Genomic DNA, 13,343 nt, shown 5'->3' with positions numbered 1-13,343 from the left:
GTGCCATCGGTGGTCACGACGGGGCACCCACTGCGGTCGCGGTGGCTAGGTTGGTTGACCGCTGTGCGGTGAGTGCGGTCAGTGCTGTGGTGCGGCCGGCGCGCACACCGTTGGCGATGACCACGATTTCGGCGAGTTCATGGACGAGCACGACGGCGGCCAACCCGAGCACCCCGAACAAAGCCAGCGGCATCAGCACAATGATCAGTCCGAGGGATAGGCCGACGTTTTGCAGCATGATCCGTCGGGCGCGGCGGGCATGGGTGAATGTTTGTGGCAGGTGGCGTAGGTCTTCACCCATGAGTGCGACGTCGGCGGTTTCGATGGCGACGTCGGTGCCCATGGCGCCCATCGCGATGCCGAGGTCGGCGGTAGCCAGTGCGGGGGCGTCGTTGACGCCATCGCCGACCATCGCGGTGGGGCGCTGGGTGCGGAGCTGTTCGATCAGTCGGGCTTTGTCTTCGGGGCGCAGATCGGCGTGCACGGTGTCGATGCCGACTTCGCGGGCCAGGGCGGCCGCGGTGGCGTGGTTGTCGCCGGTGAGCATCGCCACCTGGTAGCCGTCGCGGCGCAGCTGGGTGATGACTTCGGTTGCCTCGGGCCGCAATTCGTCACGCACGGCGATGGCACCGATCACCTGTCCGTTGTCTTCGACCAGGACGGCGGTGGCTCCGGCCTGCTGCATCCGGGTGACCTCGGCGGTGAGCGGACCTCGGTCGAGCCAGCCGGGGCGGCCCAGCCGGATGCGGTGCCCGTCGCGGTGGCCGGTGAGTCCGGCGCCGGTGACTGCCTCGACGTCGGCGGCGGGGGTGACGGTGCCGGCGGCGGCCAGGATCGCCGCGGCCAGGGGGTGTTCACTGCGGGCCTCTACGGCGGCCGCGAGGTCCAGGACGTGCTCGGGGGTGACGTCGGGGGTGGTGGCCACCTCGATGACGGTGGGCCGGTTGGCGGTGAGGGTACCGGTCTTATCCAGGGCGACCCCACGGATCCTGCCCAGCGCTTCCAGCGCGGCGCCACCTTTGACCAGGGCGCCCAGCTTGCTGGCGGCGCCGATGGCGGCGACGACCGTGACCGGTACCGAAATCGCCAGAGCACAGGGCGAGGCGGCGACCAGCACCACCAGAGCGCGTTCGATCCAGGTGGCGGGGTCACCGAGCAGGCTCCCCGCGACGGCGATCAGGGCGGCGGCGATCATCACGGCGGGGACCAGGGGTTTGGCGATGCGGTCAGCCAAACGTTGGGCGGCGCCCTTGCGGGACTGCTCGGCTTCCACGATGCGCACGATGCGGGCCAGGGAATTGTCCTCGGCGGTGGTGCTGACTTCTACTTCGAGGGCGCCGGCTCCGTTGATCGACCCGGCGAACACCTCATCACCGGGGCCGGCTTCAACGGGCACTGATTCGCCGGTGATGGCCGAGAGGTCCAGGGCGGTGCGGCCCCGGGTGATGATGCCGTCAGTGGCGACTCGTTCTCCGGGTTTGACGACCATGAGGTCACCGATGCGCAATTCTGTTGGCGCGATGGTTGTTTCGGTGCCGTCGCGGCGAACGGTGGCCTCATCGGGCACCAGCGACAGTAGTGCGCGCAGTCCGCGGCGGGTGCGGGCCAGCGAGTATTCCTCCAGGCCTTCGCTGATGGAGAACAGGAACGCCAGCATCGCGGCCTCACCGACCTCGCCGAGCAGCACCGCGCCCACGGCGGCGATGGTCATCAGCGTGCCGACCCCGATCTTGCCCTTGGCCAGCCGCCCCAGGGTGGACGGCACGAAGGTATAGGCGCCGGCCAGCAGCGCCGCTGCCTCCAACGTGAGCACCACCGGGTCGGCGGCGCCGACCAGGTTGGCGATCAACGCCGCCAGCAGCAGTACCCCGGAGAGCGCGGCGAACTGCAATTCTGTGATCTGCCAGAGCCGTTCGGGTTCACGCTCCTGCTCCTCGGCGCTGCGGGGTTCGTCGCTGCCGCAGCCACAGGCATCGCTCATTGCCGCGTCTCCTCGGTGTCGATCGCCGCACCCCGGGCGCCGGTTCCATAGGTGGGACACAACGCCACCGCGTTGCCGGTGGCCGCCAGCAGCGTTTCCGCCGCAGCGAGCACGTCCAGCAGCTCGGGGCGAGACAAGGAATAGAACACCTGACGGCCTTCTGGGCGGCCGGTGACCAGCCCACAGTCCCGCAGGCACGCCACGTGCGCGGAGACGGTGGATTGCGCCAACCCCAGCTCACCGATCAGATCGACAACTCGCGCCTCCCCGTCAGCCAGGCGGCGCACGATCGTCAACCGCGTCGCATCGGAGAGACTGTGGAACAGTGCCACCGCGGCATCGAGGTCGGACGTGTTGCCGGCCAGGCAGGTGTCCCGCTTATTCATCGTCACACAACGATGATAACCATCGAAGCCGATTTAGCGAAAGGGGCGCATTCGTGACAGCCATTCTCGGAGCTGCTCCCGGTCGCGGCGAGCGTCGCAGACGAATTCGGTCGTGCATCAGATCGGCTGATAAAGCTGGTCAAGTGGAATTCTCATCCGATCTGATACACCGCAGTTCAGCTCACTGGTCCTGTGTCAGATCAAATGAGAACGGACACCAGGGCGAGCAGCTGCTCGGTCCCGTCGCGTGCGAGACGGTCCAGGTGCTCTGGCGGTAGTCGGCGAAGCCAGCGGCGCACGGTGGACACCGGCCGCCCCATGGTCGCCGCGATACGCCGGTGTCCGAGTCCATTTGCTTTGTGCAGCAATGCTGTTCCAATCACTGCGGTGGTGTCGGCATGGCGTGGCTGCAGAGCGGCGGGCATCACGATATGCGTTGACGAGCAGGACCGGCATCGCGTGCGGCGGGGGCGCACCGTGATCGTGGTCCCGTCGTGATCGCGCACGGAGCGCCGCCTGCCGTAGCCCCAAGAAGTCAGCTGGCCGTCGCGGCACCGCGGGCAGCGGAGTTCGCCGGCGGCGAGCAGTTTCTCGGCCAGTTCGCCGGTGCGCGCGACGATCACCGCAGAGCCAGTCCATGATCCACCAGCCTTACCTATCACCCGGGAACCGGGATAGGGGTCAGTTCGTGTTGGGCGACCGCAGAATCGACGCGTCCGCCGTCACCGATTGTGACGATCTCGGGATTCGGCATCGCGCCGGAGCCGAAATGGACTCTGCGCGAGCAGACCAGCGCGGGGTCCGTTCGTGGGCACGCTGATGATGCAGACGACCGCCGTCCCCGACCCGGGATTTCGACAACTTCAATGACGATCACCCCCGCCGTGGTCGTCACACAGAGGGACGGTCAACAGTGGCCTCCGATGCCACCGTGTCACGTCTGATCGCCACGCTGGCCGGCGACGTCGATGCCGCCGTTGCGGCGATCCGCGCGGCCCGGGCAGCAGCCCGCGCGCACATATGGCGGCGCCAGCAACCGCTGGCCGGTACCTCAGGCAGCCAGGTCATCGTCGATCTGGACGCCACCCTGGTGACCGCCCACAGCGACAAACAGGGCGCCACCCCAACCTTCAAGTACGGATACGGGTTTCATCCCATGCTCGCCTTCGTCGACCACGGCAGCCACGGATCCGGTGAAGCCCTGGTCGGGTTGCTGCGACCCGGCTCAGCCGGCTCCAACAGCGCTGCTGACCACATCAGTGTCCTGGATGCCGCGTTGGCCCAACTGCCCGAACCCGAACGGGCCCGGGTGCTGGTGCGCACCGACACCGGTGGCGGGGTCAAGGACTTCCTGCACCACATCACCGACCTGGGACTGCAGTACTCAGTCGGGTTCTACGGCATGCCCCCGATCGTCGAAGCGCTGCGCCGGGTCCCGCGGCGGGCGTGGCGGGCTGCCCTCGACGGCGACGGCACACCACGCGAGGGCGCCCAGGTCGCTGAGTTGACCCGCTACCTGCCCGACACGCTGAAAGGCTGGCCGGCAGGGATGCGGGTCATCGCCCGCCGAGAACGTCCCCATCCCGGCGCAGTTGCGCCTGACCGATGACAACAGGTGGCGGATCACGTGCTTTGCGACCAACACCCGCGGTTGGTCGATCTGCGATCTCGAAGTCCGGCACCGTCAACGCGCCCGCGCGGAAGACCGCATCCGCAACCTCAAAGACACCGGACTGACCAACCTGCCGTTTCACGGGTTCGCCCAGAATCAGATCTGGCTGGAGATCACCCTGCTGGCTGCTGACCTGCTGGTCTGGACCCAAGTCCTGGCCTTCACCGGCCACCCGGCCAGAGGCTGGGAACCCAAACGACTACGCCTGCGCCTGCTTGCCGTCGCCGGACGCATCATCACCTCAGGGCGTCGCCGCTACCTACGGCTGCCAAGAGGCTGGCCGTGGAGCGACCTCATCGAATTCAGCTGGACCGCACTGCAACCCACCTAAAACACAGAAACCACTCCGACGAGCAAAGGACCCAGGAGCACCGGCGAGACGCAACGCCGGAACCCCAGGCCGCCCACGTCAGAACCGCCCACCCACGCCACGAAAAGACCTCAACTACCCGCCACGTGAAAGATCGAGGCTAGCGGGCGATTTCGTGGAGACGGTCGTCGTGCGCTCGTGGGGCGGACACCTGTAACAGCACTACGTCCAACTGACAGAACAGGACCGGCTGATCGAGGAATTCGTCGAGCGGTGCATCGAAGGCAACGATTTCCGGTGACGAGCTTCCGCTGCAGGGATCGCAGCGCCGCGGGGGCTCGATCGTCAGGCATGTTGGTGCTGAAGTCGCTTGCCGCTCCGAACGCCCAGAGTTGATTCGCACCCAAGTGGAGACCCTGCTGGTCCTCGTCGGCGACATCGGGCTCCCCGACCGGACACGGCTACACATCGCATTGCCTTCAAAGGTATTTCAGGGTTGCCCCTATCGGTGATGCGGGTGTGTGACTGATCGTAGTTCCAGTCGCGGGATTCCTGTGAAGTCGGCGGGGTTGCACGTGTACAGCGGCACTCCATGTGCGATTGCACTGGCCGCGATGAGTGCGTCGTAGGCCCGCGCAGCCGGCTTTCGATCCGACGCCCGCAGCGCCGCCGCTACGGCTCCAAAGGCCCGGGCGCAATCTCCATCGAACGGTAGGACGTCGAAGTCCGCCTCGGCCTGCTGTAGGTGCTGCTGCCGAGCACCGCGCTCTGCATCGTCGTTGGCGACGTGTGGACCTACGGACAGCTCAGCCAGCGTGATCGCGCTGATCACCGATTCGTCGGGAAGCTCGGCTGGGTCAGACAGCTGACCCAAGAGGATCACCGTGGAAGTGTCCAGCATCCCCCGGCCCTGGGTTTGCGTCACAGCGACGGGTCGATGAGGTTGTCGATGTCGCGCCGGAGGGCATCCGGGTTCACCGGCGGAAGATTCTTGCGGCGACGAATCAGTTCCGCAGGTCCTGCGCTCGGACGAGGTAGCGGCCGTAGCTCAGCAACAGGTGTCCCGTCCCGAGTAATGACGATGCGCTCGCCATGCTCGACGCGACGCAGAACGTCTCCTCCGCTGTTGCGCAATTCGCGCACCGTGACTGCATCCACGTTCGGAGTGTATCACCGGTGAGACATCGATGGGTGATCAACTCCGGAAAGCCCGGTTATCGGGCGACTACCGAGAATCATGCTATTTACGCTAGCGCGACTAGCGTGATGGTTGTACCGTCAATCTGTGGATACAACGGTGACAAGTACGGAGGCCAAGAATCGGCTCAACGCCCTTCTTGCTGAAGTGGAACGCACCGGCAAGGCCGTGACGATCACGAATCACGGCCGCCCCGTCGCCAAATTGGTGCCTGTCGAACCAGTGCCGCGAAAGTTCGGGCAGCTGCCAAACCTTCTGGTACCCAAGGACTTCGACGAGCCCCTGCCTGATTCGGAACTGGCTCGCTGGGAAAGTGCCGAACCGTGAACGTGCTGTTGGACACGCACACACTTCTATGGCTGGCGAGTACTCCGTCGGATCTGGACGCCTCCGCGCTGGCCATCATCGCCGACTCGAACACCAACGTGTGGGTCACCGCGGCCTCGGCTTGGGAAATCTCCATCAAGACTCGGTTGGGCCGCCTTGACGGTGAAGCATTCCTGTCGGCCTGGGCCGACATCATTTCTGATATGAGCACAACCGAATTGCCCATCGAGTCTCCCGACGCGATCCTGGCCGGCCGACTCCCCTGGGATCACAAGGATCCCTTCGATCGCGTGATCGTCGCGCAGGCTCTACGTCGAAATCTCACCATCGCGACCCGCGATGCGAAGATCCTCGACGCCGCCCTGGCTCCTACCCTGCGAACCTGAGTCACTCGCGACACGTGCAGGTACTAGCTAGCGCTGACGGGTGCTCAGTGCCGCTTGCGCATGCCTATCGCCCACTCGGGGCTGGCTCGGGATGTGCATGGTGCTGACCACCATTCATCGCTGAGGCGCACCGCGACATGCCCGCGGTTGCCGGCTTGGGACGTCACCCGAGCCTTCGCGTGCGCCACCGCGAGAGATCCTCATCCAGGACTGACCGGATCGCGTTCGCGAAACACCTCGTCGGTGATCTCCAAATGTCGAATGCGGTCAAGCTGGAATCCGCGGATGCTCCCGCGCTGTCGACACCATCCGACGAGCAACCGCGCAACACCCCCGCGCAGCAGACCCATTGCCTCGACGTTCCGGGTGGTGTTGGTTTCGCCATCCTTGGCGGTATAGCTCGACCGTACGACGCGGCGCGCGGCGATGGCCTCCGGAATCAGCGCGACCGTCGCCTCGGACCGCGGCTGGGAATCGATGACGAACATCGACGCCAACGCCTCGTCGATGGGCGCGAGCTGGTCCTCGCGGCTGACCGCGAGTACCTTGGCCCGCGGCCGCCGCACGATACGGCGAGGTCTCCAAGAAACCAAGCCCAGCAAGCACCGCCAACGACTCCGCAACGGTGAGATTCAGTGGCGGCAATGAGTGTTCCCGCAGGATCGAATACCTCTGTTGGCCGGCGTCGAGGTCGTCCTGTCCAACGACATCCTGGACCGGATCGGCGAGATCGTTCCCCCGGCACCGACGTCGGCACCCTCGACCGGGCGTTCGTACCGGCGGCACGACGTTGAAACCAACACAGACCGTCCGCGGCGCGTATCGGCCCCATCCGGCGTGTCGACGGCGGACACTGAAACTATGTTCACTGCTTTCTGGGTCATCGCGGCGGTGATCGCCGTCGGCGCCGTCGCGGGCGGCTTGGTGCGGATGCGGGCTTGGTTGCAGAAACCCGTTCCACCGGAGGTGATCGAGGCCGCGCGCCGCGACGACGATGAGAATGCCGATTAGGCGCGGAATAATCCCCGCGTCGGTGCACTTGGCTCAAGAGTCGACCTCCCCCGACTCAGGAGCCATCCATGACCCGTCCCCTCCGCGTCGCCGTGCAGATCCAGCCTGGCGGCACCCCCGACTACCGCACGTGGCGCGACACCGTCCTTGCTGCCGACGACCTCGGCGTCGACGTGATCTTCGGTTACGACCATTTCCACCGTCCGGCGTTGGAGGCCATCGTCGACGGCAAGCCCGTCATGTCGGACGAGCAGCCTGACGTCGCCAACTTCGAGGGCTGGACTGCGCTCGCATCGTGGGGCGAAATCACCTCGCACGCCGAGATCGGTCTACTCGTCACCGGCGTCGGTTACCGCAACCCGGACCTGCTCGCCGACATGGCCCGCACCGTCGACCACATCAGCGGCGGCCGGCTCATCCTCGGCCTCGGCGCTGGATGGTACGAAAAAGACTACACCACTTACAGATACGACTTCGGCACGTTCGGCTCCCGATTCGACCTGTTCGACGAGAGCCTGATCCGCATCAAGAACCGGCTTGCTGCATTGGTTCCGCCGCCCGTTCGCAAGCTCCCAATCCTCATCGGGGGCACGGGGCCCAAACGCTCGCTGCCCGCGGTGGCCCGGCACGCCGACATCTGGCACGCGTACCAGGAGCTCGACGGCTTCCGGCGGTCCAGCGAAAGGGTCGACGAGTTGGCGGCGACGTTCGGTCACAGCGGCGCGGACATCGAACGTTCGACGCTGTGGCAGGACGCCCACACCGCCGATGCGTTCCGAGAGGCGGGTGTCACGTTGTTCCAGACCGAACTCACCGCCGACGACGGTTACGATCTCACACCGCTCAAGCAGGTGCTGACGTGGCGGGACCACGGCTGACGGCAATCGAAAGTCCTGCTCTTCAAGTGCCTTTCGATGCTCCTTCTGCCGTGGCAAAGAAGGCGGTGACTTCCTCGGCGAACAGTTCCGGCTGCTCCCAGGCCGGGAATGCCCGCCCACCGGTGGCTCGCTCCAGTAATGGATGTCGGTGAACCGCTTCGCCGCCCACCGGCGCGACGGACGCTGAAGCTCGAACGGGAAAACAGCGCCGCCAGTAACAGCGTGGACGATGTCGCCGGTGTCGAGAGGGTCCGGCGGTGCGAGCGGTGGCATGAGAAGGATGCCGGCGACGTGTTCGCTGTCCTGTTGAGCGACGCTGGCGCTGATGCTTGTCCCCCAGTCGCTTCCGGCAGCACCATAACGCTCATATCCCAGCCGATGCATCAAGGTTGCCCATGCCTTCGCAATGCGATGGACGCCCCAGCCCGTTTCGGCCGGCCTGGCACTGAAGCCATACCCCGGCAATAACGTTATGACGCAATGAAATCCGGCTATCGTTAGCGGTCCGACCGCATCGAGGAACTCGACCACCGATCCCGGCCAACCGTGGGTCAGGATCAACGGGAACGCGCCCTCGACGGGCGAGCGGGCATGGAGAAAGTGTATGCGCACCGCGTCGATGCTCGTCTCGAATTGACCCACTGCCGCGAGGCGGTCGAGAAATGCGCGCGGGTCGTACCCGTCAGCCCAGTAGCGGCACAGCGATTGCAGACGCGACAACGCGATGCCTTGGCTGGCATGGGTTTCGACGCTCGGCCACCGGGTGCCCCTCAGCCGGGAACGCAAGTCTTCGAGATCCCGATCGGTGACGTCCGGCTCGAATGGTCGGACCATGTCCCCCGGATGCTCGTTCACGGTGTTCCCCCGATGCCGTGCCCATGTTGGGTCTTTCCGCTCCCCCTACGTACGGTGTGTCCAGCCTAGCGTGCAGTAGGTAGCGGCACGGAATGAGATAGCGCGCGATGCCCGAGTCGCGGGCGCCATCGCGCACACTAGGTGTCGCACCCCGACGCCATGGAGGAACGATCTCGGAATGAGCCCCGCCGCCGAATTAGACTTCATCATCGTGGGGGCAGGCAGCGCGGGCTGTCTGCTCGCCAACCGGCTCAGCGCCAACCCCAACCACCGCGTCCTCCTGATCGAGGCCGGCGGAAGAGACGACTGGTTCTGGATCAAGGTGCCGGTGGGCTATCTGTACACCATTGCCAACCCCCGCACCGACTGGTGCTTCACCACTGAACCCGACCCAGGTCTGGCCGGCCGCAGCATCATCTACGCGCGTGGCCGCGTCCTCGGCGGCTGCTCGTCGATCAACGCCATGATCCACATGCGCGGTCAGGCCAGCGATTACGAACTGTGGGCGCAGGCCACCGGTGACGAGCGATGGCTGTGGGGCGGCCCGGACCGACCCGGCGAGACACTGGAAATCTACAAACAGCTGGAAGACTACTTCGGCGGAGCCGACGACTGGCACGGCGCCGGTGGGGAGATCCGGGTCGAGCGGCCGCGCGTGCGCTGGAAGATCCTGGACGCCTGGCAGGCCGCCGCCGCCCAGTTGGGCATCTCCCCGATCGATGAGTTCAACCGCGGCGACAATTCCGGCAGTGCGTATTTTCATGTCAATCAGCGGCGTGGCCGGCGCTGGTCGATGGCCGACGCGTTCCTGCACCCTGTCACCCACCGCGCCAATCTCACCGTCTACACACAGACCCAGGCCTTACAGCTGCTGATGGACGATCAGGTTCGCGACCATCAGCGTCGCGGTGCCTGGACCACCGCGCAGCACCGCGTCACCGGTGTGCGGTTGCTCAAAGACGGCCAGATCGTCGACGTGCGGGCCCGCCGGGAGGTGATCCTGAGCGCCGGCGCCATCGGCTCGCCGCACCTGATGCAGGTCTCGGGTCTGGGCCCGGCCGGGCTGCTCGCCCAGCATCACGTGCCGGTGGTCGTCGATCTGCCCGGTGTCGGTGAAAACCTCCAGGACCATCTGCAGCTTCGAACTGTCTACCGTGTCCGGGGCGCGCGCACCGTCAACACGCTGTATCGGAATTGGATCACCCGTGCCGGCATGGGAATCCAGTACCTGCTGCTGCGGTCAGGACCCCTCACGATGCCGCCGTCCACGCTGGGGGCCTTCGCCAAGAGCGACCCCGCGCTGGCCAGCCCTGATCTGGAGTGGCATGTGCAGCCCTTATCTCTGCCGAAATTCGGCGAACCGCTGCACCCTTATGGAGCCATCACTCCCTCGGTCTGCAATCTGCGCCCCACCTCGCGTGGCCACGTGCGAATGGCCGATGCGGATCCGCTGACCCACCCGAGGATCTCCTGCAACTACCTGTCCACTGACGCCGATCGTGAAGCCGCCGTACGGGGCCTGCGGATGACCCGCCAGATCATGGCGGCGCCCGCCCTGGCCCGCTACCGCCCGGAAGAGATGCTCCCCGGCCCGCGACTGACGAGCGACGAAGACCTCCGGGTGGCGGCCGGTGAACTGGGCACCACCATCTTTCACCCGGTGGGCACCTGCGCCATGGGTGCCTTCGACATGCGCGGTCAGCCGCGGTCGGCCACCACGGTGCTCGACTCCGACTGCCGCGTGTTCCGCGTCGCCGGACTTCGAGTGGTCGATGCTTCGGCGATGCCCACCATCACTTCTGGCAACACCAATGCGCCGGTCATGCTGGTCGCCGAGCGCGCAGCGCGGGCGATCCTGACATGAGTCGGCAGACTGTGCGCGTGTCCTGACAGCACCACCCGCGCCGAACTCGCCGTCTTCGTCGGCCGGTGCGCCGTGCGACTAGGCCAACAGGTACTGCTCGACGAGTCGGACGGCTATCGATCCCTCACCCACCGCCGACGCTATCCGCTTCACCGAGCCGCTGCGAACGTCACCGGCGGCGAAAATGCCGGCGCGGCTGGTTTCAAGCATCATCGGTTCACGATCGATGCGCAGTCCTGCTCGGTCGTCAGGTGAGTACATCGCTGCTGAACCGGTCGCGATGAAGCCGTGGTCATCGAGCGATACAACTCCGTGTAGCCACTCTGTATTGGGTGCCGCGCCGATGAAGACGAACAGCGCCGTGGTGTCGATGCGACGCTGCTCGCCAGTCTGGTTGTCCTCCACGACAACCGTTTCGACCTGTTTTCGTCCGTGGACTTCGCGGACCTCGGTATGCAAGCAGACGTTTATCCGGGGTTGTTGTTGGATCTGGTCGATCAGGTAGCGGGACATGTCCTTGGCAATGTCGCCGCTGCGGATTAGCAGATACACGCGAGAAATACGAGATGCCAGAAACACTGCGGCCTGCCCCGCGGAATTCCCTCCTCCGACGATCACCACCGGGCCGGCGCCACATAGCAACGCCTCCTGGAAGGTGGCGGCGTAGTAGACCCCGTTTCCCTCGAACCTCTCGATTCCGGACACGGCGAGCTTGCGATATCGGGCTCCCGTCGCCAGTACGACGGCCCTGCCGACGACGAACGTGCCGTCGCCAAGACATACCAGGTGCTGACCGCCATCGGATTCCAGACGTCGTGCCTCCGCCGAGATCATCAGGTCCGCACCGAACTTCTTGGCCTGGATCAAGGCCCTTTCGGCAAGCTCGGCTCCGGACAGTCCACTGGGGAAGCCGAGATAGTTCTCGATCCTCGACGAGGTGCCGGCCTGGCCGCCTGTGGCGATCGCTTCGGCCGCGGCGGTGGTGAGCCCGTCCGAAGAGCCGTACACCGCCGCAGCCAGACCGGCCGGGCCGGCACCGATGACGATGAGGTCGCGTTCGTCGTGGATGACGTCGGGCACCGGCAGGCCCACCCGCCGGGCCAGTTCGCTGTTGGGCGGGTTGCGAAGGACCTCGTCACCCCAGATCACGACCGGGGTGTCTTGCGGCGCTACCCCGTACCGCCGCAGCAGGCATTCAGTGTCCTTCTCTTGTTCGAGATCGAGCCAGCGGTGCGGCAGTCTGTTTCGGGCAGCGAACTCCCGCAACCGCGTGGTGTCGGGCGAATAGCAGGATCCGATGATCCAGAAGCCGGTGCCCTCTTCGATGAGCATGGTGCGCCGGATCAGGAAGGCCCGAAGGATCAGGTCGCTGAGCACGGGATCCTGAGCCACGAGGGTGCGTACCAACTGTGCCGCGACGACGAGGACTTCACCGGCTTCTGCGACTTGCGCGGTATAGAACGCGGCCTGACCTTCGAGGTCACCGAGTTCACCGAGGAACCGCCCCGGACCGTGGACCCGGAGCGTCCGTTGTTCGCCTAATGGGTCGAGGGCGGTGACAGCGACTTTTCCCGACAGGATGACGTAGAAATTGTCCGTTCGCGTGCCTTCGCGCACCAGGATCTCGCCGGGCGCTACGGCCCGCCTCTCCCCGCCCGCCTCGAGGGTGGCGATCTGCATCTCGCTCAGCCGCGGGTACGCACCGTAGATGTCCGGGGTTTCCTGTAGCTCCGCGGACACTCGCTCGGATGTAGGCACCTCACACATAATTTTCGTGGACATAGCACCAGCGCCAAGCGGCCTCCATGGCGGCCACGATCGGATGGCCGATGGTGTACGCGTGTCCCCTTGCGTGACGCATGGGCGACGAATCACAGCAGCCCACGTGTCCGCAGGTCAGACAGAGCCGCAGGTGCACCCACGGCGTCCCGAGTCGCAGGCATTCCTCACATCCCGTTGTGCGCGGTTCCACCTACCGCTGCAATATCCGGGTCGACGCGTATCGACGTCATTGTTCACCCTCCTTCGTGCTGCTGTGCGCTGCGAGCGCGTGGTCCAGCCAAGACCGAAGCGCCGCAACGGGTGCGGCTCCGGATTGGCGCGCCACCACCTCGCCGTGGTCGACAACGAGCAGGGTCGGTACCGCTTGCACAGAGAACCGTTGTGAGATGGCGGGCGCCTTGTCGACGTCGACCTTGACCAATTTGAGTTGGCCGGCCCGTTCCGTGGCGATTTTCTCCAGAGCCGGACTCACCATCCGGCACGGTCCGCACCACGTCGCCCAGAGGTCGACAAGTACAGGGACATCGGCCTTCTCGACGACTTCTGCGTAATTCTGGTCACCGGCGTCGACGATCCACGGCAGCCAGTGATGGCAGTGACCGCAGCGTGGCTTGCCGTCGGCGGCCGCGGCCACCCGGTTGCGTTTACCGCAGTTCGGGCACGTCACCATATTCGATTCCATGTTCTCGCCTT

The 13,343-nt window shown here is 65.7% G+C and carries 13 protein-coding genes and 3 pseudogenes; 6 read left to right on the top strand and 10 right to left on the bottom strand.

What is annotated here, in order from left to right:
• Window positions 1-13: 13 nt before the first annotated feature.
• From KXD97_RS24060 to KXD97_RS24050, 3 genes are all read right to left on the bottom strand, one after another.
• Complete coding sequence (locus KXD97_RS24060) at window positions 14-1,981, bottom strand: cation-translocating P-type ATPase (RefSeq protein WP_011891568.1); 1,968 nt, start codon at window positions 1,979-1,981, stop codon at window positions 14-16.
• Complete coding sequence (locus tag KXD97_RS24055) at window positions 1,978-2,373, bottom strand: helix-turn-helix transcriptional regulator (protein WP_063840634.1); 396 nt, start codon at window positions 2,371-2,373, stop codon at window positions 1,978-1,980. The genes KXD97_RS24060 and KXD97_RS24055 overlap by 4 nt, the downstream gene beginning before the upstream one ends.
• 194 nt (window positions 2,374-2,567) lie before the next feature.
• Window positions 2,568-2,990: a DUF6431 domain-containing protein gene (locus KXD97_RS24050; RefSeq protein ID WP_260752944.1), complete on the bottom strand. Its 423-nt coding sequence runs from the start codon at window positions 2,988-2,990 to the stop codon at window positions 2,568-2,570.
• 290 nt (window positions 2,991-3,280) lie between these two features.
• Here KXD97_RS24050 and KXD97_RS24045 point away from each other — a divergent pair.
• Window positions 3,281-4,370: pseudogene (locus KXD97_RS24045) on the top strand (IS1380 family transposase); the annotation flags it as partial.
• 481 nt (window positions 4,371-4,851) lie between these two features.
• Here the strand turns inward: KXD97_RS24045 and KXD97_RS24040 are convergent.
• Together KXD97_RS24040 and KXD97_RS24035 are read right to left on the bottom strand one after the other, a co-directional pair.
• The gene (locus KXD97_RS24040) at window positions 4,852-5,250 is read right to left on the bottom strand and encodes a type II toxin-antitoxin system VapC family toxin (protein WP_260752942.1); all 399 of its coding nucleotides are present in this window, start codon (window positions 5,248-5,250) and stop codon (window positions 4,852-4,854) included.
• Between the two features lie 20 nt (window positions 5,251-5,270).
• Entirely contained in the window at window positions 5,271-5,507 is a 237-nt protein-coding gene (locus KXD97_RS24035) for a type II toxin-antitoxin system Phd/YefM family antitoxin (protein ID WP_260752941.1), read from the bottom strand.
• Between the two features lie 127 nt (window positions 5,508-5,634).
• On the opposite strand from KXD97_RS24035, the gene KXD97_RS24030 reads away from it, so the two are divergent.
• Both KXD97_RS24030 and KXD97_RS24025 read left to right on the top strand, forming a co-directional pair.
• Complete coding sequence (locus tag KXD97_RS24030; protein ID WP_260752940.1) at window positions 5,635-5,874, top strand: type II toxin-antitoxin system Phd/YefM family antitoxin; 240 nt, start codon at window positions 5,635-5,637, stop codon at window positions 5,872-5,874.
• Complete coding sequence (locus tag KXD97_RS24025) at window positions 5,871-6,260, top strand: type II toxin-antitoxin system VapC family toxin (protein ID WP_260752939.1); 390 nt, start codon at window positions 5,871-5,873, stop codon at window positions 6,258-6,260. The genes KXD97_RS24030 and KXD97_RS24025 overlap by 4 nt, the downstream gene beginning before the upstream one ends.
• Before the next feature lie 200 nt (window positions 6,261-6,460).
• On the opposite strand, the gene KXD97_RS24020 is transcribed toward KXD97_RS24025, so the two are convergent.
• Entirely contained in the window at window positions 6,461-6,826 is a 366-nt protein-coding gene (locus KXD97_RS24020) for a YafY family protein (RefSeq protein WP_260752938.1), read from the bottom strand.
• 109 nt (window positions 6,827-6,935) lie between these two features.
• On the opposite strand from KXD97_RS24020, the gene KXD97_RS24015 reads away from it, so the two are divergent.
• Together KXD97_RS24015 and KXD97_RS24010 are read left to right on the top strand one after the other, a co-directional pair.
• On the top strand, window positions 6,936-7,271 hold the full coding sequence (locus KXD97_RS24015; RefSeq protein WP_260758291.1) for a hypothetical protein: 336 nt from the start codon (window positions 6,936-6,938) through the stop codon (window positions 7,269-7,271).
• Between the two features lie 68 nt (window positions 7,272-7,339).
• A complete protein-coding gene (locus KXD97_RS24010; protein ID WP_260752937.1) occupies window positions 7,340-8,149 on the top strand; it encodes an LLM class F420-dependent oxidoreductase in 810 nt (269 codons plus the stop codon).
• A gap of 297 nt (window positions 8,150-8,446) precedes the next feature.
• On the opposite strand, the pseudogene KXD97_RS24005 reads toward KXD97_RS24010, so the two are convergent.
• A pseudogene (locus KXD97_RS24005) lies at window positions 8,447-8,983 on the bottom strand (epoxide hydrolase family protein); the annotation flags it as partial.
• A gap of 199 nt (window positions 8,984-9,182) precedes the next feature.
• Between KXD97_RS24005 and KXD97_RS24000 the strand changes: the two are divergent.
• Window positions 9,183-10,868 (top strand): GMC family oxidoreductase, encoded by a 1,686-nt coding sequence (locus tag KXD97_RS24000; protein WP_260752936.1) that lies wholly within the window; start codon window positions 9,183-9,185, stop codon window positions 10,866-10,868.
• A gap of 78 nt (window positions 10,869-10,946) precedes the next feature.
• Here KXD97_RS24000 and KXD97_RS23995 read toward each other — a convergent pair whose 3' ends face one another.
• The 3 genes and pseudogenes from KXD97_RS23995 to trxA all read right to left on the bottom strand — a co-directional run bounded on the left by KXD97_RS23995 (window position 10,947) and on the right by trxA (window position 13,332).
• Window positions 10,947-12,608: an FAD-dependent oxidoreductase gene (locus KXD97_RS23995; RefSeq protein ID WP_260752935.1), complete on the bottom strand. Its 1,662-nt coding sequence runs from the start codon at window positions 12,606-12,608 to the stop codon at window positions 10,947-10,949.
• Between the two features lie 19 nt (window positions 12,609-12,627).
• Window positions 12,628-12,880 (bottom strand): annotated as a pseudogene (locus KXD97_RS33200) (UBP-type zinc finger domain-containing protein).
• A complete protein-coding gene (trxA, locus tag KXD97_RS23985) occupies window positions 12,877-13,332 on the bottom strand; it encodes a thioredoxin (RefSeq protein WP_260752933.1) in 456 nt (151 codons plus the stop codon). Before trxA ends, KXD97_RS33200 begins: the two are co-directional and overlap by 4 nt.
• Window positions 13,333-13,343 lie beyond the last annotated feature (11 nt).

Origin of the sequence: Mycobacterium sp. SMC-8, from assembly GCF_025263565.1 — a bacterium.
Taxonomy (GTDB): Bacteria; Actinomycetota; Actinomycetes; order Mycobacteriales; family Mycobacteriaceae; genus Mycobacterium.
The sequence above is the reverse complement of the archived record's forward strand: the minus strand, read 5'-3'. Positions and strand labels throughout refer to the sequence as shown.

What these genes read in the sequence shown, in the direction of transcription:
- KXD97_RS24010 (WP_260752937.1), top strand. Translation starts at nt 7,340, where the DNA reads ATGACCCGTCCCCTCCGCGTCGCCGTGCAGATCCAGCCTGGCGGCACC.
- KXD97_RS24000 (WP_260752936.1), top strand. Translation starts at nt 9,183, where the DNA reads ATGAGCCCCGCCGCCGAATTAGACTTCATCATCGTGGGGGCAGGCAGC.
- KXD97_RS24040 (WP_260752942.1), bottom strand. Translation starts at nt 5,250, where the DNA reads ATGCTGGACACTTCCACGGTGATCCTCTTGGGTCAGCTGTCTGACCCA.
- KXD97_RS24060 (WP_011891568.1), bottom strand. Translation starts at nt 1,981, where the DNA reads ATGAGCGATGCCTGTGGCTGCGGCAGCGACGAACCCCGCAGCGCCGAG.
- trxA (WP_260752933.1), bottom strand. Translation starts at nt 13,332, where the DNA reads ATGGAATCGAATATGGTGACGTGCCCGAACTGCGGTAAACGCAACCGG.